This is a genomic window from Xenorhabdus indica, from assembly GCF_014467235.1.
GTDB classification, from domain to species: Bacteria; Pseudomonadota; Gammaproteobacteria; order Enterobacterales; family Enterobacteriaceae; genus Xenorhabdus; species Xenorhabdus indica.
Genome location: NZ_NKHP01000014.1, coordinates 54,148 through 79,769 on the forward strand (window position 1 = coordinate 54,148; position 25,622 = coordinate 79,769).

Sequence of the window (25,622 nt, forward strand, 5' to 3'; positions counted from 1 at the left end):
CAAGTTGCAGCTTGGTAAGTTGCGTCGTCAAATCTTTCGAGTTTTTCATCCCCTATTTTTATCCCACAATATAGGTCAATATCTGTTGTTGTGGCATCAGAACGAAATTTCCATGGAACTGGCAACCCGCTTGATATTTATCAGATAGTGTTTGTCGTAATTTAATGGTTATAGTGCGATGGATACCGTCAATTTCCATAATCTCTGCTGCATGGAAATCGAAAAATCGCTTTACATGGGGATAGAGCGCTTTAAAAAGACTCTCTTTAATGGAAAAAACGAGCGTAAAAGCCTGAATAAAAGAAAGTGAGCATTTTGAAAGTAATTCAGCCTCAGCTTCATTGATAATACTGGCTGAAACACTGTCGATGGTGTCCTGTTTAATTTCCTTTTCGATATCAATGCCTATTAGTTGATATTTATCGCTGGAAGCAGCAAAAACGATAGCGCAATGGGTTGAATGAGAGATGGAACCGTAAATTTTTTCAGGCCAGACAGGGGAACGATCTTTTGCTGTTTCCACCTGAAACTCAGGATGCCCCATGGTCTTCAATATCTGTCGGGTGCAGTAACGAGCTGCCAGATATTCTGCCCGTCGTTTGGTAACAGCGTTATGCAACCGTGTGGGGTAAGTAATGCCATATTTATCAAATAAATTATCCTGATAGACGTTGGGAGCAAAATAAGTCAGCATAACTTGAATCTCAGGGTGATCAGATAATTGGCCTCTTTGTATGTCCGTGAAAAAAGGTTCATTGATGGCGGTCATTTGTACAGGGATAAAAGTAATTTCTTTCATTATTTTTCGCGGGAATTATTTGTTGGAAATATTGGTAAATTGTCTTCGGCTGATTTTGCCATACTTGGTTTTTAGTTCACTAATTTGTTAACTCTTTTTATACTGTGCTTTTTTATCGTATAAATAAGCTTTCAAAATAGCAGAGCACTTGAAGGGAACTCAGTCCAATTTTTGCGATCTGATTAATCGCCAAACCAAAAAAAACCCAAAATGAGCTGAGTGATGCCAATCATAGCACCAGTACCCCGAAGTGAACGACGCCTGATGAAAAAATTTATTCATAAAACCCGGGATAAAGATAATGAGTGTATCGTTATTATGAAAGCTTATTTATTACGTACGCTGGTCAAAAATTTTGCCACTGCCAAAAATAACCAGCTGTATAATTAATATGCTATTATAGGCTCTTTTACTGCGGCTTCTACCCACTCTATCATCGCCGGATGATTAAGCATGCGATCAATCCATACCTGACTGGTAGCAGAAAATGTTAACCCGTAAGTCCGGGCACGGAAAACCACTAGAGCAAAAAAGGCATCTACTGCTGTAAACGAATCTCCCGCCAGCCATTTACCACCAAACTTGCTTAACCCTTCAGTCCAGAGTGTATCAAGACGATCAAGATCATTTTGTAATTCAGGCGTTATTTTTTCTAATTTAAGCGTATTTGTGCAATTCATGGCGCACATTTGGCGCAATGTCGTAAAACCAGAGTGCATTTCTGCCGCAGCACTCCTTGCCCATGCTCTGGCAATACGATCTTTTGGCCAGACCTGCGCATGATCCTCTGCAATATATTCAGCAATAGCCAATGAATCCCAAACAGTAATATCACCATCCACTAAACAAGGAACAAGACCAGAAGGCGAGAATGCTTTGAATTTCTCATGGCTACTTTTGCTATCCTCAAAGTAACTCAACTGCTCATTGAAAGGAATATTCAGCGCCTTGAGTAAAATCCACGGACGTAGTGACCAGGAAGAGTAGTTTTTATTCGCTATCCATAATGTATACATTTTATTTCTCTCTGTTAGCCCCTGCATAATTCAATTTACCGCTTTGTTGGCTGAAATTAGAAGTATATTGGGTATGATGATGAAATATTGCACATGTAACATTACAATTTCTGACCATATGAGTAAATAAATATATAAATTAATATTGTTATTTTTAGATGTGCGATAGTTGCATATGAAATTTATACATATATGAAATAGTGCTATATGTTATAGTTGCACTAACTCTTTAATTATTTAACTGTATCCCTAAAGTAAGAAATAATTTTTCAACCCAACTTTAATTAATTTAATTTATTTTTTATATATCGAATAGGAATATAAATATTCCATTTGTTTTTTATTCTATCAAAAATACACCAGCTAATTTTATTATTGATAATTTTTGATATTCTTAAACAAATTATTTGGTGAAGATTCACAAAAATAATACTAAACTTTCATCTATTATGATGTTCATTTTTTTTCATTTCTGTTTACTATCTATGTTAAAAGATTGTATTTTGTAAGTGATCAAAAATAAGGAAACAATATGTTGTTAAAAAACACTTCCAGGCAATTTGGTCATATCTCTGTTTTAATCCACTGGTTAATTGCGCTTGCTGTTTATGGAATGTTCGCTCTAGGTTTATGGATGGTCACATTAAGTTATTACGATACCTGGTATCATCGAGCTCCCATTCTTCATAAAAGCATCGGTTTTTTAATTTTTATTATTATGGCCATTCGTGTTATCTGGCGATTTATTTCTCCTCCGCCAAAACCCCTGAGTAGTTACAGCCAACTTACACGAATCAGTTCAAACTTGGTTCAGTTCACTCTTTATATCGCCTTGTTTGGCATTTTATTCAGCGGATATTTTATCTCTACAGCGGATGGTCAGCCTATCAGTGTTTTTGGATGGTTTGATATCCCCGCCACACTGGCAAAACAAGGTGTACAAGCAGATACAGCCGGTATTATCCACCTCTATCTTGCCTGGCTGGTCGTTGTGCTTTCGCTATTACATGGGCTTGCAGCTCTGAAGCATCATTTTATTGACCGCGATAGTACGTTAAAAAGAATGTTTGGACTCCCTCCCGACTCAAAATAAATTATGGAGAATCATTATGTTGAAAAAGACGCTAATCGGCCTGACAGCAGGTGCTTTATTTATGAGTGCAGGCTCAGCAATCGCTGCTAACTATAAAATTGATACTGCTGGCCAGCACGCCTTTATCGAGTTTCGTATCCAACATTTAGGTATGAGCTGGCTTTACGGTAGCTTTAAAAAATTTGATGGTGATTTTACTTTCGATGCAAACAATCCAACAACGGATAAGGTCAATGTCGTTATAAAAACAGATAGCGTAGAGACAAACCATGCTGAACGCGATAAACACTTACGCAGTGCCGATTTTTTAAATACCACAAAACATCCGGAAGCCAAATTTACTTCAACCAAGGTGGAGAAAGAGGGAGAGCACTACAAAATTATCGGTAATCTGACATTGAATGGTGTGACTAAACCAGTAACGCTGCAAGCAAGACTAATGGGCGAAGGTAAAGATCCGTGGGGCGGGTATCGCGCAGGTTTTGAAGCTAACGGGAAACTTAAATTGAAAGATTTTAATATTAAAACTGATTTAGGGCCCAAATCTCAGGAAGTTGAACTGAATATTTCGTTGGAAGGTATTCGAGAAAAAGCCTGATACTTTTTAAAATCATTTCTCCTATCCTTTTTGCTTTTCAAGTTGCAGATTTGTTGGCTGCAACTTGAAATTAAACCATGATCTCTGTCGCTACTTAAACCGACTGTGCAAGCAATTTATTAACATGGAATGTAATAGACTCCAGAGCGTTATGAGCAGCATAATCTGCCTTAAGTTTCTGCGCCTGCTGATACCATTCAGGAGAAGAAAGTATCCGTGTGACTGCCTGATAGAGCTGTTGTTCACTCGGTGTATCTGTATTCAGGCTGATACCACAGCGTGCCCAGATAACACGGGCAACCGCTTCCAGCTTACCATCTCCTGTCCCAGCCACAACCATAGGTACACCATGACGAATTGCTGCATTGAGAGAACCATATCCACCATTAGTCATAAAAATTGCTGAACGGGGAAGCCAATATTCAAAGTTAAGATATTCCACTACTCTGGCATTATCCGGTATTGATTCACCCAACATTTCAGCCGGTCTTCCTGCGGTGATAGCCAAAACGCGTACTGGTAAATTCGCCAGGGCATGCAAAGTCGGTATTATTAACTGATTGAAATCAACATTCGCCAATGTACCTTGGGTAACCAGTATAAGTGGCAAACTCTCATCAGGCCATTCCAGTTCTTTTTTATCATCCTGTACATCAACTTTCAGCGCACCAATAAAATCCAGTGTTTCGGGCAGATCATCACGCGGAAATTCAAATGACTGAGTTGCCAATTGCAAGAAACGATCAGATTGTTTCAGAATGACATCGTTATAATCCTGTGTCAGCAAAGGCGCATTCACTGTGGCCAAAGCTGTGTTAAAAGCGTCCTGGACCTGTGCAATCAGCTTGTGAGTTTCCTCATCCACCAACTGTTCACGTTTTAAATCGGCAGGAAGCAATTCGGGCGGTATACGTGCACCCCAGAATATGGCATCCCGAGATGACAATAACAGCGGACTTACCCCAATCACCATGACAGGAATACGTTCATGAGCAGGCTTTTGTAATAAGGGCAATACAGCATAGAACGTATTGTCAACAATCAGCAAATCAGCATCTGCAACCAGTTGTTGCAATTGAGGATATAGTACAGGGATCGGCCCGGCAAAAAATTGCTTAAGAGAAAACGACGTCTGGGCATTTCCCGGCGGATGCTGTCCACGTTCAGGAAACTTTTTTTCCAAATAACGGTAATCAACATCCACTCTCGGATCAAAAGCAACAAAACTCGCCCCTAGCGCTTCCGACTGTTGCCGAAAAAGAGAACCACTGAATATTGTTACATCATGTCCCTGTTCTATTAAGTGTCTGGCAATGGAACAAATGGGAAAAACATGTCCCGGAGTTGCAATTGCTGCCAAAACAATACGCGCCATAAATCAAATCTCCTTCAATTAAACTGCCTTACTATCTGAAGGCGGCGTGGAAATAGTCTTAAAGCTAGTGTTATTACATATTGGTGTTCCGTGAATATGTACCCTTTGGAGATGGCGGGATGAACGAGCAATAAAAGATTCTCTGCCATGTAGTAAAGTAAAGTTATCACTAATAACAATATCACCCGTTTGCCACTGATGAGCAAGGAAATAGCGCGGTTCATAAAGCCTGCTCTTCAGATCTTTTTCCAAAACCTTCTGCTGCTCTGGTGAAAGACCGACAAATTTGACAGTGTGATGATCAGAATATTTTTCACAGTCAACCGCCATCGGTTCGTTGTAACGCATTACCCATTTCTCACCATCAGGATGAAGACAAACCAGTGGAGAAACTACCTCACCACCATAATGTGTTACGCGGCTTGTACGGTAAGTGACAATAGTATTTTTCCAGCTATGACGTTCATCTTCACTGGCATCAAGGACCAACTGTTCAGTATTAATAAATGTGGTTCGGCCCCCCTGAGTTGTTTCTGGTGCTGAAACACAATGGAATATCTGGAATTCCGGAATAGTTTCTCTATACATTCCATCCCAGTGCAGAGGTACTTCAGTACTGTCTAATACATGGTCAGAAGGGTCCTGATGTTCCATCACATCCAATACAGCGCCAAAAGGCCACATCATGATTTCTCCCCAACGGCGAGAATACTCAGTCAACTTTTCTGGATCTGTAAAACCGGAAGAAAAACCGCGTAATATAACCAGTAAATGAGTACGAGCTAACTCACGTAAAGTATCAACAGGTAGCGTGCCCACATCCTGCTCAGGCCAATTTGGCGTAATCATCACACCAAAAGGAGTAATCGGTTCAATGTGACAATCGAGTTTATCTGTATACATAATGCTTTCTCTCAAAGTGCAGTATAACGATGGAGGATAGAGATATTCCTAAGCTGTTTGCTTATTCTGTAATGTAGTCACCAGAGGTACATCCTGTTGACTTATCTCAGGTAAACCTTCGATCAAGTAATGGCTTGGAACACCACGGATTTCGACCAATTTGCCTTGCATTTTTTTCACTTCATCACTTTTCATCAGCACAAACTGACCATTGATATTGGCTGCGACACCATGCCACGGTGTCAGCCAGTCATCTCGGGTAGGCATCATATGGATGCCGATTTTAATGTTGTCCATAGGTTGAGGATGGATAGAAAGACGGATGGCTTCAGGGAATTGTTCTGACAGCAGACTTCCCCAAGCCCAACTACGTTGGATCACGCCAACAGAACGATGGCGGGCATCTTTCTGCAACGCATTTTTAGAACCGATATATTCAGGTAATAAGCTATCTTCATAAAGGAAACGAGTAATCGCCCGATATAATTGAATACCCTCTTCGCTTTCTTTCAATGTGGCTTTAATCTCCTCAGTAGAATAAGCATAGTTACTGACTAGCAATTCACGTAGTTGATCGTAATTGCTGGTATATTGAGTTAATGACTCAACATTACCGAGATTAAATACCGAGAGATTAGTCAATCCCAATTCATGTAACAGTTTCTCAATTTCCAATTGATAAAGAGTAACAGTTTTATCATTGACCCGTATCAAATCACTAAATACATGCCCATCAGAACAAATAATAATATGCGCCCCTGGGGGATAATAAAGCTGAATACGTTGACATAAAGAATTCAAAAAAATCAGCGATAATTTTTCTGCCATATCAGGCATAATGCCCAATACCTTACGGGGGTTTGGTGATTTTGTCGGAAACGCTGGCAGGATACATTTAATCGTTTTGCCTTGCTCAACAAATGCGCGAATACGTGGTAACTGAACCTCGGCAACGTGTTTTTCCTCATTTTCAATTGTATGTTCAGATGTTGGAAAACGACGTCTATATTGCAATAATTCCTGCAAGATTTTTCCTGACACCTTTTCTATATCAAAGTATTTCATAATTCATTCCTAGCTTATTATATTCACTTCAATACAAATAATTCCTACCTACAGAATATCTGTATTAGATATTTACTAATGATATTATTTGATATAACCCAATAAAAAATTCAAAAACAAAATTGAAAAGTTATAAGGTTATAATTTTTTTTAATATAAAAACCACAAAACCCAGGAATTTTAAATTCACTTAACTAAACAATAAGTTATGCCGACAAAATCAGGTAATTAATAAAAAAGCGACAAACTTAAGCTTGTCGAAAATATTATAATCAACCTCCTCTATGGAAATAAACAAGGTAACATCTTATTAACATGAATCATACATGACAATCATATAATACATAAATAATAATATTTGTTGTATATAATGTATTTTATTACATGTACATATATAAAATAATATAGCCATTTAATATCTATGAGCAAAGAGAAAAAGCTTAGGAAAAAACAATATAAAGAAGAAATTTCACTTAATTAAACTAATTAGAAATTTTAACTTATTAATTTAGCCCACTTTATATAGAAAAATTTTTTATAAGTTATACTATTTATTACTGTTAAAAATATTAATTAAGTGATAAGAAAATGACATATAATGTTCTTGATAATAAAATAGAAAAAAGCAATACCTCAAAGTCACTTTTCCCACCGTAAACTACTTCAATCACGCTCCATTAACATACTCGTTTTATGATCCACCAGACTTTGGGAGGCGTTCAGGGAAGAGCTTCCGGACATCCTATTGATAAAATGGAAAAAGACACTGACCGTAATTTCTGGATGGGGCTGTAAGAATCTATGATTATGATATCGTAGGGAAAATTATCAGCCATTGGCACGAATTGAAAGATGAAGAGTATGGTCAATGATGGCTGTTTTATGACTTTGATAGGCTTATACCCTTCTTTATGAACGCATCACCGTTTGCAAAGGCTTCCGGGAATGTGTTTCCTTGTTGCCACGACTCAAGCTAATTATTCTGGGTTTTCTCCAACATCCATACAAAATCTTGTTTTGTGACAGGAACAAATCCAAATTTTTTATATAACCAACCCGCATCAGAAGTGACTAATGCCAAGTGCTAAAAATAATTGCGTAAGATTATTGTGAACAAATTTCACATCAATTTTATTTTTATCTGTTGTGATCCAATATTCGTCACGTTTCCACTCCATCGCTTCTTTCATCTTCTTTTCCTTTTCAGAAAAATTAGCTGTGCAAAGAAATTATCACAAAAACGCTTAAAAGAAAGCCACACAATGGTGTGGCATTTCAAAATATGAAAACCTCCATGATTTACTCATTTTTTTGTAATAATCCGCGATATATCAAACCACCAATAATTCCCCCAATTAATGGAACCAACCAGAATAACCATAGCTGTTCTATAGCCCAGGTTCCCTGAAAAATCGCAACTGCTGTACTTCTTGCAGGGTTAACTGACGTATTTGTCACAGGTATGCTAATTAAATGGATCAAAGTTAATGCCAAACCAATTGCCAATGGCGCGAATTTCGTTGGCGCATTTTTATCTGTCGCGCCAAAAATGACGATCAAGAAAAATGCTGTTAACACCAATTCAATGATAATTGCAGATTGTAATGAAAATCCCCCAGGAGAATGCTCCCCATAACCGTTAGATGCAAATCCACTCTCTGTTGCATTAAAGCCACTTTGACCACTGGCAATCAGATAAAGTACCGCAGCGGCTGCAATTCCTCCAATTACCTGAACAATAATATAAGGAATAACATCCTTAGCTGAAATACGCCCACCAGCAAATAATCCCAATGTCACAGCCGGATTAAAGTGCCCCCCGGAAATATGACCAACAGCATATGCCATTGTCACAACAGTTAAACCAAAAGCTAGAGATACTCCTACAAAACCTATCCCTGTCTGTGGAAATGCCGCAGCTAAAACAGCGCTTCCACACCCTCCAAATACTAACCAAAACGTTCCGAATAACTCCGCTGATAATTTTTTAAACATTCTATGAATCCTCAATTATATTTGCATGAATGCAAAAGAATCCAAACAAAGTTTAGTTAGTATTTTTAAGTATGTGCAAGGAACTGTCAGCAGAAAATAAGTGATAGAAAAACATTACGAATAATGATTTTATAATTATCCAGATAGAAGATATCTGAATCTAATGGAAAGTAGGCAATAAGTCATTTACCATGATGAATAAATTAATCTGAGGTACACAACATTCATATTCAATACATAACAACCTGAGTTTAATGATAATAAACTCAGGTCGCTGATTTATTTAATTAATAATTTATTTCTCTACCGCGTTATTGATCTTATCTGACGCATGCCAAATACGGTATTTCACTTTCATGGTATCTGGTGTATATACTACAATTGGTAATTTACTGTTATAACGTACAGCTGCATCTTTTCCTAAATTCACCTGAACGAATTTCATAGTTTTCTTGCCATCAGGGCATGCCATCTTGGTTGAAATAGGACCCATGACCTTATCCAAAACGTAGTAATTATATCCCCACCCTTCCAGGGTTTTCGTTTCAAGCTTGCCGCCGAATGAATGATGATTACAATCCACCAACATATCCTTACCAATTATCAACTCCACCATATAATTATTTTCGTTCTTTTCAGGTGATAATGTAATCACACTGCGAACCATACCCTTTGAAGCTTCAGGATAAGGAGCTATATTTTCAAGTTTATCAGCCTGAGCATAAACAGAAACAGCCATAGCAGCTAAAGCAAGTAGATACTTTTTCATTTTTCACCTCTTGATATGTTTAACAATGCAAGAGGATCATAACAACGAAAATCCCTAAAGAAATTATGCTTTTTTGGCAAGGCACTGATTTTTACCACTATTCTTTTAGATAAAAGCAACTCTCTCGGATATAAAATAAATTTACATTAACAATCAGAAAGATACATAGTTTCTACAAAATATTTTTTATGTGATATTTCTCAAATCTGATATTACAATGGGCTGCTACACTCATAGTGTGGTAGCAAACTTCGTATAGGAGGTCCCATGTTTCCAGAAGATCACAATTTAGTATCTAACCTGAAAGAATCTCACCCCCGTTTCCAATCCTTGTTTGAAAAACATAACCGCCTTGACCACGAGATATCGCAACTTGAAGGCCCGAACGGAGCCGGCTATAACGAAAAAGTTGTGCGATTAAAAAAAGAAAAATTGCATATAAAGGATGAGATGCAAAGGATTTTGCAGGCAGAATCTCAGAAGTAACCCTGCCATAGACTGACGCCTGCTACGCTGAAAAGCGGGCGTCTCATGAAAGCACTTATTTGTTTGTCATTTCCCTACAATAAAGTTCTCAAATCAAGAACTGAAATTGTCAAACATCCACAAAAAAGCCACCATAAAGGTGGCAAAAATTGGAGCAAGGTTTCTTCATTATTTATTGGCTTACAGCCGCTTGTGTAACAGCTTTCTGGCGAGGTTGTCTTTTCGTTTTTACCCTTGGATGTGGTGTAACACTTTCAACTTCCCCCGGCTTAGAGATAAAGCGCACAAACGTTTCATGGCTGACAAACGTTGCCCCGCAATTGATATTCTGGCATTGGTTATAGCGCTCCTTTGTTTGGCTGGAATGCTCGAAGCTGCTGCGAGTATGTGCTGACTGACCACACAGAGGACACTTAATCATAATTGTTCACCTTTCTTGAAAGCATTGTTTTTAATGAAATAACACCATCTCGTCTGGTGAACAATATATCAAAGTTCTCATATTGAGATCAAGTGTTTATTTTGGTATCCTCTGGTTTGATTTCTATTTCATCAAGCTTAATCTCAAGATCTAAAGATGTTGTAAAACCACTGTCATTGAGATTGTGAGTCACTTTAACTATCGTCCAATTTGTTTCGTCTATCTGTGGTTTAAACCCTCTAATCAGAACTGGTGTTTCAGGATAGATGTCAGCACGTCCTCTGGCCAAAGTGATAGAAAACTGCGCTGTACCTCGTTGAATTTTTTCCCAGGCTGCTTTGGCAGCACGTTCTGCCTCTGCTTTGTTGTGATAGATCCGCGAAAGTGTCAGTATATTCTCCGCTGTTCCCTGCAAATACTCTTGTGTTTGTTGTTGGTTCGTCGTTGTTTGATGAGATCCATGCACAGATTCTCGCTGTTCCTCATAGGAATAGGAGTGACTTTCATCTCTACGACTATTTTTGTCATGCCGATTTCCTCCTGTACGACGAGTCCTATCATAAGGAGATTTCTTCCCTTCTTTCGGTTTAAGATTTTTTTTCGACAAGTCGGTAGCACCCGAATTTTTCTTTTTTTCTTTTTTTAGTTTTTCTCTATCCCTATGTTTAGAAGACTTATTACTTATCTGAGAATGATTTTTAGTTGATGACTTAGTTTTGCTGCTTTCGTAGTGAACGGAGACATCAATTTTTGTTTTTGTCGACTCCTGTCGTTGATAAGTGACTGTCTGTTTAGATGCTGTACCTGTGTCCCACCATTGAGCAATCACACCAGTATAAGCTTCACGATCAGACAGAGAGAATCGATGGCTATCCCCTGATTCACGAGTAATCACAACAGGAGTAATAGGCGTACCACTTGCAGTCTTATTTTTTCCCTGACAAATAAACAACAATTCGCCATTTTTAACTGAAACAATCGCGCCTTCCTGCTTAGCCACCCGCGTTAAAAAGCTCACGTCAGATTCGTTAGTTTGATCAATATGCATAGAGATCCCTTTCAATTCCTCACTGACTTGAAATTTCAGTTGGTTTCTCGTAGCAATCGTACTCACAATGTTCTCTAACGTGAGTTTATGATAAGAAGCTTCACGCTTTACGTTCAGGTCGCCACGAAAGTCCGCGCTACGAGCACGGATAGTCAATCGGTCAGGTGCACCTGAATGTTCAATTTCATCAACGACATATTTTCCCTTTGGCGTTAAAGTGTGGCCATGCCACCCCAGTTCCAATGTCAAAATATCGCCTCGGGAAGGAAAAATAAGTTCGCGATCTGCATCATCCAATTCAATATCGAGCTGATCTGATTCCAATCCACGGTTATCTGTCAGTGTTAATGACATTAAACGCGACTGAATTTTTCCTGTGATATCTTTGCTATTAGTTTCCAACCGAAAAGCTGGCGCCCCTGTTTTCCCAATAATCAAATCAAATTTGGGAATCCAATCTGTGCCTGGTGTCAATTGACTGAAATCTATCATGAGAATATTTCCTTAACTTTATCCATTGGTCTGATCTTTAAGCTCAGAAAACTTACTCAGCGGCTTAGATAACTTATCCTTGATGTCAGATAGCTGATCCTGCAAATCACCCAACATCTCAAACAAATTGTTGTCTACCCGCCGTAAAGTCAGCGTAAAGCTAATTTTGCGGGGCGCCCCGCCTGACATAAATTCGGTTTTAGTCTCATCAATACTTTCAATGACAAACATGCCGTAAATCGAGCCACTGCCATCAATAAAAGACCACGCTTTGCCACTATCTGCCATCAATTTCAATGTAGTCAGTGAAAGCGAACCGCCGGTCAGTTCAGGATAAAGTTCTCCCGATAATGTAATCGTATCGTTATCTGAACCCACAAATTGCCATGCAGGCCGTGCTCCCACACGGCTATTAAAGGCATGTCTCCAGCTTTGTTTATGCTGAAAACTTTGGTATGGCGTGGTTTTCAACATAAAAACAAATAAACCAAGTGCAGCCATCATAAGAAATCTTCTCCTCTGTCAGAAAGTGAGCTACGCATACGGGCCTGATGCATACGTTCTCGTTGTTCCAGTTCCTGTCTGACCATACGGGCGATATCCTGAGCGGACTGTCCCTGAGAGCCATAGACATAGATGTTATATTGCGGTGTTGCGCCACTGTATTGTTGTGGCTGGCTCCGCTCCCATTTTGCCTGAACTTCCTCATAAGCATGGGCAGGTAAACTTTGTGCGTGCAACGGAGCATCCTGCGCCGCAGCAGGCAATGACATTGAGCTGACGGCAAGCCCCAAAGCAGCCAGTTTTGCAGTATTTTTTCTACTGGTAACATTGGCAGGGCCGTTGATAATTTCAGGACCATATTCACCCACGAGGCCTAGCTTCCCGGCTGGAATAAATCCTCCTGAATCGTGCTTAGTAATTTGTGCCGCTTGTTGTGTTGTGTCGCTCTTAGTAATTTGTGCCGCTTGTTGTACTGTGTCGTTCTTAGTAATTTCCTGCGATGTTTTTACAGTAATTTCCTTTTTATCATCGCCATACCACCACGATTTAAAAAAATCTGTAATTGAGGAAAACTTACTTTTCAGGTTTTCCCATTTCTCCTGAATACCAACTAGCAAACTATCGATCATTTCTGACCCAGCCGTTTTTAATTTTTCAGGAATAGCCTGAACATCAGCAACAATTTCATTCCATTTATCTGAAATTGATTTTTTAACGCTCTCCCAGATTTCAGATGTACTCTGTTTAACAGATTCCCAAGCCCCACTTATTATCGTTTTAACAAACTCCCAAGCTTCTGAGGCACTTTGTTTAATGGTGTCCCAGTTTTGGTAAATAATGCCGATTAACCCACCACTCATGAAATAATTCTTAATACCTTCCCACGCTGTACTGACAAGGTTTTTAATTCCTTCCCAGGCAATACCGAAGATATTTTTTACACCATCCCATAAGGCAGTAAATTTTGCCCCCAATGATTCCCAATTCTGCCAAATATAAATAGCAGCCATTGCGATAATACCAATAACAGCAAAAATTGGGTTTGCCATCATAGCCCGGCCAATAAACAGCATTGCCTTACCTAACACGCTGAAAGCACTACTTAAAAAAGACAGGCCTTTTACACCAACACTTGCCAGAATATTTATGCCATTACCCAAAACACCAAAAACTTTTTGACCAATATTCCCTAATGCACCTAAGCCTCTTCTTTGTTTTCCAAAAGTATCTTTATTACCTTTGTTAGATAACAAATCAGCACCATTATTCAGTGAGCCAAAAACCTTATCCCCGGTTCTACCAAAAAAATCCATGGCAGCTCTTAGTGCTTCCAAAGCCTCAGCTCCGAATTGTGCGAATGCCTTCAAGCCATCTCTTAAATTCTCCATAGCCTGAATACCGACTTGCGCAAATCTATTCAGATTGGCTCTTAATTCTTCCAGTCCCTGAACCCCAATCTGGGTAAATATATCCAGACTGGATTTCAATTTATCCAGTGCCTGAACCCCCAACTGCACAAATGCATCCAATGTGGATTTTAATTTATCCAGCGCCTGAGTACCCAATTGTGCAAATATATCCAGTGGGGCCGTTAATTTATTTAGTGCCTGAACTCCCAACTGCACAAATGCATCCAGAGTGGACTTTAATTTATCCAACGCCTGAACGCCCAATTGTGCAAAAAAGTTTAGACTAGCTTTTAATTCCTCAAAAGCTTTAAGTCCCAACTGCACAAATGCATCCAAACTGGATTTTATTTTATCCAGCGCTTGAACACCTAATTGTGCAAAAAAGTTCAGGCTGGATTTTAATTCCTCAAAAGCTTTAAGTCCCAACTGCACAAATGTATCCAGGCTGGATTTCAATTTATCCAACGCCTGAATACCTAATTGAGCAAAGAAATTGAGGCTGGCTTTTAACTCTTCAAAGGCTTTGATTCCTAACTGGACAAACATATCTAAAGGATATGTTAATTTATTCAGAGCCTGAGTCCCTAACTGTACAAACGCATTCAAGCTGGTCTTTAATGTATCCAGTGCATGGCTACCTAATTCTGCAAACCTATTCAGGCTGGATTTCAACGTCTCCAAAGCCTTAATGCCCAACTGCGCAAAAGTATTCAAGCTGGTCTTTAATGTATCCAGTGCCTGGCGGCCCAATTCCGCAAATTTATTCAGACTAACTCTCAGATCAACAAAAATCTGAATGCCAAACTGCGCAAAAATATTCAGACTGGCTTTTAGTTCGATAAAAGCACTAACTCCCAACTGCGCAAAGAAGTTCAGACTGGCCCTTAATTCCACAAATGCCTGCAACCCCAATTGCACGAAAAAGCGCAAACTCGTTCTTAGCGCGACAAAAGCCCGAATACCCAATTGTACAAAAAAGTTCAGACTGGCCCTTAATTCCACAAATGCCTGCTGCCCCAATTGTACGAAAAAGCGCAAACTCGTTCTTAACGCGACAAAAGCCCGAATACCCAATTGTACAAAGAAGTTCAGACTGGCCCTTAATTCCACAAATGCCTGCAACCCCAATTGCACGAAAAAGCGCAAACTCGTTCTTAACGCAACAAAAGCCCGAATACCCAGTTGTACAAAAAAGTTCAGACTGGCCCTTAATTCCACAAATGCCTGCAGCCCCAATTGCACGAAAAAGCGCAAACTCGTTCTTAACGCGACAAAAGCCCGAATACCCAATTGTACAAAAAAGTTCAGACTGGCCCTTAATTCCACAAATGCCTGAATCCCCAGCAAGGCAAATATATTTAATCTGATTCTTAACGTATCAAATGCTTTTATGCCGATATTACCAAATATTTGTATATGACTAATTAATGTTTGGAATGTGACTTTTACAAAACCAGCAGTTAAATTCAAAACCCCATTAATTTTATTCAGCATGCCAAATAAAATAGTTATCTGAGGATTAATATTAATAACCAATTTATCTAACAATTTAAAATTGTTAGTCATATTGCCTGTCACACCAAGATTAAATTCATTTTTTTTACTGGATGAATTTTCCTGTCGGACATTCTGGGTCATTTGGACCACATTAGCTGATTGGCTGGCGGCATTTACCTGTATCACTTTTGGGGAATTTTGCCGCACAGAAAAAGATTGTTTAATTGTTTGATTATAGGCCTTAAGTTCGGCCCGCATACGCGCAGTTTCCTGCGCATAACCTATAATGGGTTTTAATTTTTCAACACTCTTATTGAGTTTTTTAAACTGGTTATAAATTTTATCTACTGAACCTACCAGTTTTTTCTGATGATGTTGAAAAGATTTAAAGGAACTGGTCAGCTTACCAACAGTACTCAGTACTTTGTTAAGCTGTGACTGTATATTACTCATTTTCTGCACCACTTCTTAAAATGGCCCGATGTCGCCAGTCCAATAATTCCGACAATAACATTTCATCTGTGTCTGCCGGAGTCCAGTGAAAAACGGTGGCAATATCTGCCACCAGTTCATCAACGGTTAATCGTTCTGGGAATCGGACTTGACCGACTTCGGCAACAAAAAATTGACCACCTCCACACTGAGATTAATCAGATCACCAGGTGACATCATCATCAGGTCATTTTTGGTCAATGCAGGAGTGGTAACACGTGGCAGAACCAGCAACATAGAATCCACATCCATTTCCAGCAGTGCCTGTAAACGAGCACCGCGCAACGCACCACTGGTAGGTTTACGTACCGTCACTTCCGTGATTTTTCCGTTGCCTCGCGCCAGTGGAGCTTCCAATTCGATTGTGCGCAGATCTTCATCTTGAGTTTTCAGTGCTTCAGTCATAATTCAACCTTGTTTATCCGAGTAAAAACCTGTCTCAGCCGCGATATGCTGATTGAGACAGGGAATAAGTTTTAAATTTGTTAATAAAAGAGTGATTAAAAAAGACCGATAGCGCGGCGATGCTGCGCCAGGCGATCTTCTCCGCCCACTTTCTCAACCATGTTGACGGTGTCGATTTCAACCAGTTCTTCACCATTCCAAGTCAGTTTGAAATAAGTATTTTTAGCGGTAATTTTGGTTTGAGTGTTGTCGCCTTGTTTATAAGTACCGTGATCGAATTCCTGGAAACGGCCACGCATAACAACTTCAACTGCAACCACGTCACCCGTGTCTTCGCGCTCAAAAGAGCCAGCAAAGCGCAACATAACGCCATCAACTTGTGCGATGCCCCACTGTTTGTACAGTTGAGCTTCAATGCCACCCAGAGTGAATTCCGCATCCAGTGCGCCTTCATCCAGACCCAGATCCACCATTGCACTGCCGTTCATACCGGCACCGCGGTAGGCTTCCAGTTTACGGCTCAGCTTAGGAAGAGTTAGCTCTTCCACAATACCCTGATAATTGTTGCCATCATTGAACAAGTTCAGGTACTTAAGTTTGCGAGGTAATGCCATCAGTTAGCCCCTTATTTATTGATACTTTTTGCGAAATCCATCAGGTAACTATCTGTAATGCGCTGGCGTAACATCATGTCTTCCAGTGGCGGTACAGGGGTATAGTCGTAATCAATGGTCAGTTTGCCTGCTTTCAGGGTGTCTTTATCGTTGATTTTGTCGTCATACCAGCAACGACCGTCAATGATGTAACCACCTGCTTTCAGTTCGCGGAACTTAGCATTGATACCTTCGATAATGTCTCGTACCAGTGATGGAGTCAGTGGTTTGTCAATCGCCCACATATGTGCGTCAACCATGGTGTCAGCCAGAACCTGAGCAGTACGGGTGTAGCTTTCGAATGGGAACAGTGAGTCCTCAGAATCAGAGCCAGCACAAGTGCGTGAACCCCAGAAACGAAAACCGTTTTTGCGGATCAGTGTTGTGATGTGATTCTGGTTCAGCAGATCAGCCTCAGTTCCAGTCGCTTGCAGATCCCAGAAGACATCGGCAGACAAACCCGTTACGCCGTTAACACCTACATTGGACAATGTTTTGTGCCAACCGATCTCTTCGTCGATTTTGGCGCGCAAGCCCAGTGCATAAGCCGTCGCAGGTGCAACAACTTCACCTTTATCCCATCTCAGGAAATCAGGCCAAATCAGCATCAGTTCACGCTGACCAAAGTTCTTGCGATACTTGAGGACGTCCTCGATGGTTTTGCAGCCATAAGCGCTGACATACGCCATTGCTTTCAGTTGCTGGGCAATAGCGGCCAGTTCAGCAGCCACAGCTTGTGAATCCAAACCTGGAACACCCAGAATGCGAGGTTTAACACCGAGCTGGCTTTGCGCAGCGAGCAGTGCCTTCATACCCGTTTTCTTACCTTCTGGCGTAACGTCACCGATAATGTTATCAATGGTTTCTTTTTCAGATTCGCCCTCAGCCACACGAACAACGACAGTCACAGGCTGAGCCTGAGCTGCAATAGCTTTCAGGGATGCGGACAATGTGCCTTTTTCACCGGCTTTACCAATGGCGCTCATAACGTCAGTCAGTAATACCGGAGTGTTTAATGGAAATGTTTTTTCGTCTGCATCAGGTGCAGTACAGACCATACCCACGATAGCGGTGCTAACGGTAGTGATGGTGCGTGTACCTTCTTTGATTTCCTGTACACGGACTCCGTGATGATAATCTTGTGCCATATTAGCGTTCTCTCCTGTTAAGGTGTGCTGATATATTGGCGGATTGAACGGGGGAAATCATTCGATTGGCTGTGTGTGGGGCAAGGTACAAATCTATATTAATATTTTTATTAATAATCAATATGTTAATTTTATATTTGATTTGTTTTTGTATAGGAGAGAGAAATGAGTAGTTTTTTGTGAGGGCAGTCTTTTATTGACCAAACAATGACCTTTTTTAGTCTATTTTTAGCTCAAAATTGGTTTAAAATTTATTCTATTCAATATTATTTCAAGTAATTCGAGTTTTTGGTTATTTTTTGACAAGCTAAATTGGGTCATTTTCACCTCTATTTATTGGTTTTCAGGGGATAGGAGATTGGATCTTAGCTAGGATCATAAGGATCTAAGGATTGTAAAAAACCTCGGTTTAACAGAAACTCAGGAGCTGGCAAAAAATGCGGTGCCCAATAACCGAAAAATCAATGGGAAACCGTTGGGGGAAGATGTGACCCTGAATGCACAAGATGTACAGGGTGAACCGCGTTTTAACATGACGATAGATCTAACCGGGTTGAGTACTGATCGTTATTATCCGGTATGGTGGCAGTTTCCATCGAATAATGGAGCAAATTCGTGGTTAACAATTCATCGCTGGTATGCTGAAGACAGAGAAAAAGACCTATTTAGTAAAGGTGAATTTCATATTGCTGGGTTGTTATTGCAGATTGAAGGAGGGGATTATCTGTGGGGAGGTGATGCCCAGTACCTGAATATTAAACGGATTCATCAGAGATACCGTAAGACCGTTAAAAATATTTGTCATGGCATGATGAGTATTGCAAGGCCAATTGATGGTAAATATCCCCTTTATGAAAAGGTTAAGCCCGGAGATATTGTTTATTGCAAAAGATTCAGTGGTTGTTATTTACGGGGTGGATTAACTTACCATGCCACCAGTAATTTTTCCGATATTCATTATTCTCGTAAAGATGATGAAGTGGAGCTCTCTAGTGCTTTAGAGCCTCAGAATAATTTTGAAATGAAATGGGCTGTGAAATCCTATGCCATTGATGACCCCCTATTAGGAAAAGATTACGATGATTCTGTCCTGCCTTATGCTCATGATTATGTAGAAACTATTAATTTGGCAAAAAATTCCGTACCAAAATCAGCGATAGTACAAGAATCAGGAAACTCAGCTGAACAAATAATGAGTCAAAAAGCAGTCACTGATGCGTTAGCCAAATCAGTATCCATAGATTTACTATACCCTGTTGGAATTGTTTTATGGTTTGCACAAAATAAAAATCCCAACAATCTATTTCCCGGGACAACATGGAAGTATATTGGTGAAAATAGAACAGTTCGCTTGGCTGCTAGTAATGGATCAAATGTGTTATCGGCAGGTGGTAATGATACTAAGCAGCTAACTATAAAACATATTCCAAAACATAGTCACTATTTTAGTGGGAATACAAATAGTACTGGAGGACATAATCATAACCGTGGGAATATGAACATTACTGGTTATCTACCAAGTGTTATTGCTCATGGAAGTGATATTTTTGGAGGTGCTTTTGCTAGAAATGGCCAGAGTAAACCTGGTGTAGAATATACAGATAGATGGACAAACCTTACCACATTTGATGCATCCCGGACTTGGACTGGAAACACATCATGGAATGGAGAACATGTACATAATGTTAGTGGTAATACATCTGAAACTGGTAGTGGTGAAGGATTTGATGTTATTAATGCCTATATTATGTTAATGGGTTGGTACCGAACAAATTAGTTCATTCATGATAGCCTTAGCTTGAAAGCTAAGGCCTAACTTTTTTCAGCCAAGTACGAATGAATATCCTCCACAAAGCTAACTTTATTTGAATGATAATTGTACGTTTTCTATTTTCTATATCTAATTTCGTCAATGTATACTCTCTTTCCCCGATCGATGAATTTATCGATTGGGCAGAAGGATGAATTACTGGAGGGATAATTCCTTTCAATGTAATTACACCTTGTTCTTTGAAAAATTTCCATTCATCGGCAACAAATCTAACAGGTTGTAAATAATGATATAATTTCTTGGCTGCGGATAGATTTAAAACATATCCAAAAGCACATGCGGCATCAATTACATTGACTATATTATAGTTTTCTATCAATGGTTTTTTAAATGATTCGAAATATTCATTAGTATTATTTAATAAAAAAACATAAGGTTTTGAACTTAATAACAAGGGATGATTATCTAAACACGACAATATAGTAATTAAACTTTCATCAAAAAGTACATCATCTTCTAATACTAAAGCAACAGGTATACTGCTATCGAGCATTCTCTTATACACTTTTATATGGCTCATTGAACAACCAACTTCACCAAGAGTGAGGGCTAAATCATCAAAATCAGGGCATGAATTTATCAGCTGCTCATTGGTTAATTCTTTTCCGTATACTGCTGTTATGAACTCAGCACTAAGATTCACTTTTTGCAACTGCTCTTGCATTGATTTTCTGCGTTCTATATCTTTTTCTAAATTGATGACAAAAATCTTCATAGGACACCATGTTGAATTTTATTTGATGTGACATACTAACACAGATTATTCTAAATAAAACAGTCAGATAATTTCCAGCTCCACAATTTTTCACAATGGAAAGTCTCCTCTGTTAGATGTTGTTGACATTTTATAAGGAATAATTGAATAACATGATAATTTGGTATCATTTTCGCTAAAAAAATAACCAGACATTTTATGCTGAGAACTGGTGTTAGGAGATACACGACGGAATAAACTATCTGCATTTATGTAACATACTGATGTGTAGAATATATTTCTAAACATTCTAAGTTTCAGACTGAAAATTTAAGATACCTACAAACAGAAAATCATAAATAAATTTTATGTTTATAGCTTTCCAGTGACATAATGATCCATGGTTTTATCACCATTTAAATTCTGATTATGACTAAACCTCGGTTTAGTGGGAACTGTGGATAAAGCTCAAAACGCTGTACCAAATTCAAGGAAAGTGAATGGAAAATCATTATCGGGAGATATCACCCTGAATGCAGCAGATGTTGGTGCATTTTCCAGAGGAGCTACCACATTTGTTCAAGGAGAAAATGGCGTATCGTGGGATGCAGCATCCGGTTCTTATATTGCTCAGAGAAATGGAGATACCCAGCTTGTCATACATTTTAATGTGGATGCTGGTAGTACCCCTGCTTTACAATTAAAGGCTATGTATCGGAACAATGGTATTGCTTATCGTTCAGCCAGAGATAGATATGGATTTGAAGAGCCGTGGACAGAGTTTTATACCACTAAAAATAAACCTTCTGCAGCAGATGTCGGAGCATATTCTAAAGAAGAAACAGATGTACAGATAAACAAAGTTGATAGCCAATTTAATCAATTTAATCAATTTAAAACGAATATACAGGGTTATATTCCTCTTCCTTTAAACCTTTTTAGTAACTCAATGATGCGGTCAGTTGAACCGGAAGGACATCCAACTAACTATACAGCAATAGGGTGTACTATACAGGCTGTGCATCCCTGGACTAAAGGGTTTGAAGGTCCTTACACAGAAGTAGCTCCTCCTAATGTGGCTCCAGATCCAGACTCGGCAAATGAAAATAATCCGTATTGGTATGGTAAGTATTATTTAGGTGCTCGTATGGGGCGTGGTGGTTTGGGCAGTGGATGGGGTGGGATAGACTCAGGTAAGATTTTGAAAATAACATCGACTACTGAATCTTCTGGACATAAATTTTTTAGAATTCCGGTCGAGACTTATGGAGTTTTTGAACAATTAGGTCTTCGTTTTTGGGTGAAAATAGTTAAAGGGAAATTAGGTATGGGAGTAGATAGCGGATACAACGAGGGCGAATATAGACCATTAGGAGGTTATGTTATTGAAAAGGCAGAAGCAGATTCTGCTCAAGATGGTTGGTTGTTTGTAGACAAATTAATCGATATATCTCGAGTAACTACCGTGCAAGGCAATGTTCTAAACTTCGGTTTACCTTATGATGAAGACTGTGAGATTTATTTGGCTCTTCCTTATTTATATGTGCCAATGGCTAATAAGTCTATGATAGTAGCTGCTGGTGAAACGAGTATATCTCCGGTATTTACCCCAGGGAAAAAATCATGAAAGTAATAAATAAAATTGATAATAAAATTATTGGTATCTTTAATCCCAATACTGCTGAAGAAGACATTAAATTACTAGGTTATAATGTAGATGATTGTGAATTTATCAAATCTCAATCAGAATTAGACCGAGATAATCTTCTATACTTAAAATCGACGGATTGGCTTGTAACCAGACATCGTGATCAATTGAGCTTAGATATTGAATCTTCGATTACTAATGAAGAATATCAGTCTCTTTTGATAAAGCGTCAGGCGGCTAGAGCATCTATTGTCGACCAAGATGCATTAAATAAATACTATTTGGTTTTTGGTGAAAAAAATAATAAATACTAATTTTATTGCCATTCTTAAACCACCTCCCATGGTAATACCTCTCGTGTTTAAGCGAGCGGTATTACTCCATAGAAGGCGGTTTTTTACTCGATACCAATATTTTTTATATGTAATTATTGGTGCAGATGAGAATAAAACCAACCTTAACTAGGTTAATTAATAAGATGAGTTTTAATATTAATTAATACAAGTTAGGATATTCGATACCACCCCATTAACATAATATATGAGTTAGTAATATTTATAGCTGAGCTACTACCAGTATTTCCCGTTGTGCCTGAAATTGAGTGTGTATGCGCTCCTATATGTACGGTATGCGTATGAGCACCTTCAGTACTGGTTTTATGCTTATAATTATCCCAATCAGTACTACGAGAACCTACATTATTTTCCGTATTATCATAATTTCCATATCTAGCACCAGAAGCTTCACCCCACCCACTGTCATGGAAGTGATTTCCATTAGAATTAGTAGTCTTAGTACCATAATCAAAATTGCTAGTAGTAGCATTAATTGAATGATTATGAGATGGTATTTGTGCACCCGTGAGTGTTATTGAATCATTTCCACCGACAGAAAATACGTTTGAACCATTTTGGTTAGCTAAACGAATTGTTTTATTTTCGCCTATATATTTCCATTGTGTTTTAGGAAAAAGGTTATTCGGGTTTTTGTTTTGAGCAAACCATAAAACTATGCCTACTGGATACAGCATATCTGCCATATTATCTTCTGTTAAGATTTTCTTCTGTCCTTGAAACTTACCATTTTCATCAAAAGAATAAGTAGATAATCCAAATTTATCTGTACTACCACCATAATTAAGAGAAATTCCTCTTGCATGTTGAGAGCCTTCTGCATTTGGATGGGCTACATGAATAGCAAAATCACCAAGATTCTCCATATTATTAGTTCTTAAAAAACCTGAACGACCTAAATTACGTGAACTAGGATCATCAAGATAATTTGCCGTCTTAGATAAAATATACCCTGATGTTGTAGTGCCTTTATTTAATGGAATAAAACGATTCTCAGATTCTGGTTTTGTGTAACACTCCCCACGAACAGTATAGGATTGATGTGCATGGTTGCCATTAGAATTCAAAAATTGAGTGTGTAACATAGCAGAAGAGTCAATCCATATCTGTCCTACATCGCTACCTTTAGATCCTATACTAATGCCTTTTACCCATTCTCCTTCTCTACCACATGAAAATGCCCCTATATACGACTGATCAGGGATATTAGTCATCTGATTCGTTTGAGAAAATGCACCAACATCTGCTGCATTCAGGGTGATATCTCCCGATAATGATTTTCCATTCACTTTCCTTGAATTTGGTACAGCGTTTTGAGCTTTATCCACAGTTCCCACTAAACCGAGGTTTAGTCATAATCAGAATTTAAATGGTGATAAAACCATGGATCATTATGTCACTGGAAAGCTATAAACATAAAAATTTATTTATAATTTTCTATTTGTAGGTATCTTAAATTTTCAGTCTGAAACTTAGAATGTTTAGCAATCTCTTTTAACGTCGGTTTAACAGAAACTCAGGAGCTGGCAAAAAATGCGGTGCCCAATAACCGAAAAATCAATGGGAAACCGCTTATGAATGATATCTCTCTAAGTGCGGGGGATGTACAGGCATTTTCCCAAACCAGACATATGACCAGGGTTCCTGATCAGTCATATATAGGGGCATTTTCATGTGGTCAGGAAGGAGAATGGGTAAAAGGTGTCAGTATCGGATTTAAAGGTGGTGATGTAGGGCAAATCTGGCTTGATTCCTCCGCTATATTGCATACCCGGTTTTTAAATACTAATGGTAATCATAAACAGCAATCTATCATTGGGTTTCCCATAGGTTCCCCTATTCCATGGCCAACTGATACACCTCCTATAGGTTGGCTAAAATGCAATGGTGCAAAATTTACTAAGTCAGAATATCCGAAATTAGCGGAGATATATCCATCTGGAGTATTACCAGATTTACGAGGTGAATTTATTCGTGGTTGGGATGATAGTCGAGGGATTGATATATCTCGTGATTTGTTGTCATGGCAAGATGCGACACAATTACCCAATATTTATATTTATGCGTATTCACCTACTCAGGGAAGTTTAGTAACGCCACCTATTAATAGTTACCCTAACAGATATCCAACAGATAATACAGCTGAGAATTTTGAATCTCCTACATATGGTAGTGGTCAATATTTTTCCACAACTAATAAATTAATCCCTACAGGCGCAGTTTCATTAGCTAATTTCAAAACGCGACCAAGGAATATAGCATTTAATTATATTTTAAGGGCTAAATAATGTTTAAAGCTAAATTAGATAAAAATAACATAGCAACTATTTCTGGAAAAGTAATTATTTTTAATTACGATGCTATAACTAGAGAATATTTAAATAGTAATATTGAATTTCTAGCTGTTGGAGTGGGTATCCCAGCCCATTCTTGTGTTGATAAACCACTGGGAAATAAACCTGGTTTTGTGGTTTGTCGTAACGAAAAACTAACAGACTGGGAATATTTATCAGATTATAGAGGAAAAACTGCTTACCACATCAAAACGCGACAAGAGTTTAACGTTACTGAAATAGGAGGATTATCTGATATTTTAACCTTTAAGAAACCTAATACTGAATTTGACAATTGGGATGGCTCTAAATGGGTTACGGATAAAATTTCTTTAAAAGAAAATCAAATTTCTGAAGCAGAAAAAGAACGAATAAATTTACGAAAAAAAGCGAATGATATTATTTTACCATTACAATATGCAATTGATACTGAATTAGCAACAAATGAAGAAAAATCATCTCTCATTAAGTGGAAAAAATATTTAGTGTTATTGAATAGAGTTGATCTATCTGTTGCTCCAGAAATTGAATGGCCGGAACAACCAAGGTAATATAATTAAAGGGGCATATGCCCCTAGTTATTTATTCTGAAAAA

26 protein-coding genes are annotated in these 25,622 nt (G+C 38.6%); 8 read left to right on the top strand and 18 right to left on the bottom strand.

Annotated elements, in window-relative coordinates; genetic code table 11:
* Nucleotides 1-58: 58 nt before the first annotated feature.
* Together Xind_RS12090 and Xind_RS12095 are read right to left on the bottom strand one after the other, a co-directional pair.
* Nucleotides 59-799 carry a 4'-phosphopantetheinyl transferase family protein gene (locus Xind_RS12090; RefSeq protein ID WP_187650122.1) on the bottom strand — a complete coding sequence of 247 codons (741 nt, stop codon included), beginning with the start codon at nucleotides 797-799 and terminating at the stop codon, nucleotides 59-61.
* Nucleotides 800-1,185: 386 nt separating this feature from the next.
* On the bottom strand, nucleotides 1,186-1,815 hold the full coding sequence (locus Xind_RS12095; RefSeq protein ID WP_187650123.1) for a glutathione S-transferase family protein: 630 nt from the start codon (nucleotides 1,813-1,815) through the stop codon (nucleotides 1,186-1,188).
* Between the two features lie 532 nt (nucleotides 1,816-2,347).
* Between Xind_RS12095 and Xind_RS12100 the strand changes: the two genes are divergently transcribed.
* Nucleotides 2,348-2,908 carry a cytochrome b gene (locus Xind_RS12100; protein WP_047680852.1) on the top strand — a complete coding sequence of 187 codons (561 nt, stop codon included), beginning with the start codon at nucleotides 2,348-2,350 and terminating at the stop codon, nucleotides 2,906-2,908.
* 16 nt (nucleotides 2,909-2,924) lie between these two features.
* Nucleotides 2,925-3,506, top strand: a complete 582-nt coding sequence (locus tag Xind_RS12105) for a YceI family protein (protein WP_047680854.1) — start codon at nucleotides 2,925-2,927, stop codon at nucleotides 3,504-3,506.
* A gap of 94 nt (nucleotides 3,507-3,600) precedes the next feature.
* Here Xind_RS12105 and Xind_RS12110 read toward each other — a convergent pair whose 3' ends face one another.
* The 6 genes from Xind_RS12110 to eco form a co-directional block, all read right to left on the bottom strand.
* Nucleotides 3,601-4,881 (bottom strand): glycosyltransferase, encoded by a 1,281-nt coding sequence (locus tag Xind_RS12110; RefSeq protein WP_047680857.1) that lies wholly within the window; start codon nucleotides 4,879-4,881, stop codon nucleotides 3,601-3,603.
* 18 nt (nucleotides 4,882-4,899) lie between these two features.
* Nucleotides 4,900-5,784 carry a tyrosine isonitrile desaturase/decarboxylase gene (gene pvcB, locus Xind_RS12115; RefSeq protein WP_047680860.1) on the bottom strand — a complete coding sequence of 295 codons (885 nt, stop codon included), beginning with the start codon at nucleotides 5,782-5,784 and terminating at the stop codon, nucleotides 4,900-4,902.
* A 48-nt stretch (nucleotides 5,785-5,832) separates the two neighbouring features.
* Nucleotides 5,833-6,849: an L-tyrosine isonitrile synthase gene (pvcA, locus tag Xind_RS12120; RefSeq protein ID WP_047680863.1), complete on the bottom strand. Its 1,017-nt coding sequence runs from the start codon at nucleotides 6,847-6,849 to the stop codon at nucleotides 5,833-5,835.
* Between the two features lie 1,061 nt (nucleotides 6,850-7,910).
* Nucleotides 7,911-8,039, bottom strand: a complete 129-nt coding sequence (locus tag Xind_RS22770) for a hypothetical protein (protein ID WP_255347638.1) — start codon at nucleotides 8,037-8,039, stop codon at nucleotides 7,911-7,913.
* 109 nt (nucleotides 8,040-8,148) lie between these two features.
* On the bottom strand, nucleotides 8,149-8,844 hold the full coding sequence (gene aqpZ, locus Xind_RS12130) for an aquaporin Z (RefSeq protein ID WP_047680865.1): 696 nt from the start codon (nucleotides 8,842-8,844) through the stop codon (nucleotides 8,149-8,151).
* A 295-nt stretch (nucleotides 8,845-9,139) separates the two neighbouring features.
* Nucleotides 9,140-9,613 carry a serine protease inhibitor ecotin gene (gene eco, locus Xind_RS12135; RefSeq protein WP_047680867.1) on the bottom strand — a complete coding sequence of 158 codons (474 nt, stop codon included), beginning with the start codon at nucleotides 9,611-9,613 and terminating at the stop codon, nucleotides 9,140-9,142.
* Between the two features lie 267 nt (nucleotides 9,614-9,880).
* Here eco and Xind_RS12140 point away from each other — a divergent pair, with 267 nt between their 5' ends.
* Nucleotides 9,881-10,099, top strand: coding sequence for an HP1242/YdcH family protein (locus Xind_RS12140; protein WP_047680869.1), 219 nt, complete (start codon nucleotides 9,881-9,883; stop codon nucleotides 10,097-10,099).
* 172 nt (nucleotides 10,100-10,271) lie between these two features.
* Here the strand turns inward: Xind_RS12140 and Xind_RS12145 are convergent, their stop codons facing one another.
* The 8 genes from Xind_RS12145 to Xind_RS12180 all read right to left on the bottom strand — a co-directional run bounded on the left by Xind_RS12145 (nucleotide 10,272) and on the right by Xind_RS12180 (nucleotide 18,168).
* The gene (locus tag Xind_RS12145) at nucleotides 10,272-10,520 is read right to left on the bottom strand and encodes an ogr/Delta-like zinc finger family protein (protein WP_047680871.1); all 249 of its coding nucleotides are present in this window, start codon (nucleotides 10,518-10,520) and stop codon (nucleotides 10,272-10,274) included.
* A gap of 88 nt (nucleotides 10,521-10,608) precedes the next feature.
* Nucleotides 10,609-12,060: a contractile injection system protein, VgrG/Pvc8 family gene (locus tag Xind_RS12150; RefSeq protein WP_187650124.1), complete on the bottom strand. Its 1,452-nt coding sequence runs from the start codon at nucleotides 12,058-12,060 to the stop codon at nucleotides 10,609-10,611.
* A gap of 18 nt (nucleotides 12,061-12,078) precedes the next feature.
* Nucleotides 12,079-12,564 carry a phage tail protein gene (locus Xind_RS12155; RefSeq protein WP_187650125.1) on the bottom strand — a complete coding sequence of 162 codons (486 nt, stop codon included), beginning with the start codon at nucleotides 12,562-12,564 and terminating at the stop codon, nucleotides 12,079-12,081.
* Nucleotides 12,561-15,923 (bottom strand): phage tail tape measure protein, encoded by a 3,363-nt coding sequence (locus tag Xind_RS12160; protein WP_187650126.1) that lies wholly within the window; start codon nucleotides 15,921-15,923, stop codon nucleotides 12,561-12,563. The genes Xind_RS12155 and Xind_RS12160 overlap by 4 nt, the downstream gene beginning before the upstream one ends.
* Nucleotides 15,916-16,035: a GpE family phage tail protein gene (locus Xind_RS12165; RefSeq protein ID WP_197056368.1), complete on the bottom strand. Its 120-nt coding sequence runs from the start codon at nucleotides 16,033-16,035 to the stop codon at nucleotides 15,916-15,918. The genes Xind_RS12160 and Xind_RS12165 overlap by 8 nt, the downstream gene beginning before the upstream one ends.
* A gap of 14 nt (nucleotides 16,036-16,049) precedes the next feature.
* The gene (locus Xind_RS12170) at nucleotides 16,050-16,367 is read right to left on the bottom strand and encodes a phage tail assembly protein (RefSeq protein ID WP_047680883.1); all 318 of its coding nucleotides are present in this window, start codon (nucleotides 16,365-16,367) and stop codon (nucleotides 16,050-16,052) included.
* Nucleotides 16,368-16,462: 95 nt separating this feature from the next.
* Complete coding sequence (locus tag Xind_RS12175) at nucleotides 16,463-16,981, bottom strand: phage major tail tube protein (protein ID WP_187650127.1); 519 nt, start codon at nucleotides 16,979-16,981, stop codon at nucleotides 16,463-16,465.
* Nucleotides 16,982-16,992: 11 nt separating this feature from the next.
* Complete coding sequence (locus Xind_RS12180) at nucleotides 16,993-18,168, bottom strand: phage tail sheath protein (RefSeq protein ID WP_187650128.1); 1,176 nt, start codon at nucleotides 18,166-18,168, stop codon at nucleotides 16,993-16,995.
* Nucleotides 18,169-18,655: 487 nt separating this feature from the next.
* Between Xind_RS12180 and Xind_RS21675 the strand changes: the two genes are divergently transcribed.
* The gene (locus Xind_RS21675; RefSeq protein WP_246432525.1) at nucleotides 18,656-19,945 is read left to right on the top strand and encodes a phage baseplate protein; all 1,290 of its coding nucleotides are present in this window, start codon (nucleotides 18,656-18,658) and stop codon (nucleotides 19,943-19,945) included.
* A gap of 28 nt (nucleotides 19,946-19,973) precedes the next feature.
* Here Xind_RS21675 and Xind_RS12190 read toward each other — a convergent pair whose 3' ends face one another.
* On the bottom strand, nucleotides 19,974-20,714 hold the full coding sequence (locus Xind_RS12190; protein WP_047683600.1) for a glycosyltransferase family 25 protein: 741 nt from the start codon (nucleotides 20,712-20,714) through the stop codon (nucleotides 19,974-19,976).
* Between the two features lie 436 nt (nucleotides 20,715-21,150).
* On the opposite strand from Xind_RS12190, the gene Xind_RS12195 reads away from it, so the two are divergent.
* Nucleotides 21,151-22,320 (top strand): tail fiber protein, encoded by a 1,170-nt coding sequence (locus Xind_RS12195; RefSeq protein ID WP_187650129.1) that lies wholly within the window; start codon nucleotides 21,151-21,153, stop codon nucleotides 22,318-22,320.
* Nucleotides 22,317-22,655 (top strand): hypothetical protein, encoded by a 339-nt coding sequence (locus tag Xind_RS12200; RefSeq protein ID WP_047686490.1) that lies wholly within the window; start codon nucleotides 22,317-22,319, stop codon nucleotides 22,653-22,655. Before Xind_RS12195 ends, Xind_RS12200 begins: the two co-directional genes overlap by 4 nt.
* Before the next feature lie 191 nt (nucleotides 22,656-22,846).
* Here the strand turns inward: Xind_RS12200 and Xind_RS21680 are convergent, their stop codons facing one another.
* Nucleotides 22,847-24,022 carry a phage baseplate protein gene (locus Xind_RS21680; protein WP_338114352.1) on the bottom strand — a complete coding sequence of 392 codons (1,176 nt, stop codon included), beginning with the start codon at nucleotides 24,020-24,022 and terminating at the stop codon, nucleotides 22,847-22,849.
* A 246-nt stretch (nucleotides 24,023-24,268) separates the two neighbouring features.
* Here Xind_RS21680 and Xind_RS12210 point away from each other — a divergent pair, with 246 nt between their 5' ends.
* Nucleotides 24,269-24,982 (top strand): phage tail protein, encoded by a 714-nt coding sequence (locus Xind_RS12210; RefSeq protein WP_246432526.1) that lies wholly within the window; start codon nucleotides 24,269-24,271, stop codon nucleotides 24,980-24,982.
* A complete protein-coding gene (locus Xind_RS12215; RefSeq protein WP_047685759.1) occupies nucleotides 24,982-25,578 on the top strand; it encodes a tail fiber assembly protein in 597 nt (198 codons plus the stop codon). The genes Xind_RS12210 and Xind_RS12215 overlap by 1 nt, the downstream gene beginning before the upstream one ends.
* Nucleotides 25,579-25,622: the final 44 nt, after the last annotated feature.

Coding starts and splice junctions, on each gene's coding strand:
- Xind_RS12170 (WP_047680883.1), bottom strand. CDS start 16,367: ATGACTGAAGCACTGAAAACTCAAGATGAAGATCTGCGCACAATCGAA.
- Xind_RS12090 (WP_187650122.1), bottom strand. CDS start 799: ATGAAAGAAATTACTTTTATCCCTGTACAAATGACCGCCATCAATGAA.
- Xind_RS12105 (WP_047680854.1), top strand. CDS start 2,925: ATGTTGAAAAAGACGCTAATCGGCCTGACAGCAGGTGCTTTATTTATG.
- Xind_RS12110 (WP_047680857.1), bottom strand. CDS start 4,881: ATGGCGCGTATTGTTTTGGCAGCAATTGCAACTCCGGGACATGTTTTT.
- pvcA (WP_047680863.1), bottom strand. CDS start 6,849: ATGAAATACTTTGATATAGAAAAGGTGTCAGGAAAAATCTTGCAGGAA.
- Xind_RS12200 (WP_047686490.1), top strand. CDS start 22,317: ATGAAAGTAATAAATAAAATTGATAATAAAATTATTGGTATCTTTAAT.
- aqpZ (WP_047680865.1), bottom strand. CDS start 8,844: ATGTTTAAAAAATTATCAGCGGAGTTATTCGGAACGTTTTGGTTAGTA.
- Xind_RS12160 (WP_187650126.1), bottom strand. CDS start 15,923: ATGAGTAATATACAGTCACAGCTTAACAAAGTACTGAGTACTGTTGGT.
- Xind_RS12155 (WP_187650125.1), bottom strand. CDS start 12,564: ATGATGGCTGCACTTGGTTTATTTGTTTTTATGTTGAAAACCACGCCA.
- Xind_RS12215 (WP_047685759.1), top strand. CDS start 24,982: ATGTTTAAAGCTAAATTAGATAAAAATAACATAGCAACTATTTCTGGA.
- Xind_RS12150 (WP_187650124.1), bottom strand. CDS start 12,060: ATGATAGATTTCAGTCAATTGACACCAGGCACAGATTGGATTCCCAAA.
- Xind_RS12190 (WP_047683600.1), bottom strand. CDS start 20,714: ATGAAGATTTTTGTCATCAATTTAGAAAAAGATATAGAACGCAGAAAA.
- Xind_RS12140 (WP_047680869.1), top strand. CDS start 9,881: ATGTTTCCAGAAGATCACAATTTAGTATCTAACCTGAAAGAATCTCAC.
- Xind_RS12180 (WP_187650128.1), bottom strand. CDS start 18,168: ATGGCACAAGATTATCATCACGGAGTCCGTGTACAGGAAATCAAAGAA.
- Xind_RS12095 (WP_187650123.1), bottom strand. CDS start 1,815: ATGTATACATTATGGATAGCGAATAAAAACTACTCTTCCTGGTCACTA.
- Xind_RS22770 (WP_255347638.1), bottom strand. CDS start 8,039: ATGAAAGAAGCGATGGAGTGGAAACGTGACGAATATTGGATCACAACA.
- Xind_RS12210 (WP_246432526.1), top strand. CDS start 24,269: ATGAATGATATCTCTCTAAGTGCGGGGGATGTACAGGCATTTTCCCAA.
- Xind_RS12100 (WP_047680852.1), top strand. CDS start 2,348: ATGTTGTTAAAAAACACTTCCAGGCAATTTGGTCATATCTCTGTTTTA.
- Xind_RS12175 (WP_187650127.1), bottom strand. CDS start 16,981: ATGGCATTACCTCGCAAACTTAAGTACCTGAACTTGTTCAATGATGGC.
- pvcB (WP_047680860.1), bottom strand. CDS start 5,784: ATGTATACAGATAAACTCGATTGTCACATTGAACCGATTACTCCTTTT.
- eco (WP_047680867.1), bottom strand. CDS start 9,613: ATGAAAAAGTATCTACTTGCTTTAGCTGCTATGGCTGTTTCTGTTTAT.
- Xind_RS12145 (WP_047680871.1), bottom strand. CDS start 10,520: ATGATTAAGTGTCCTCTGTGTGGTCAGTCAGCACATACTCGCAGCAGC.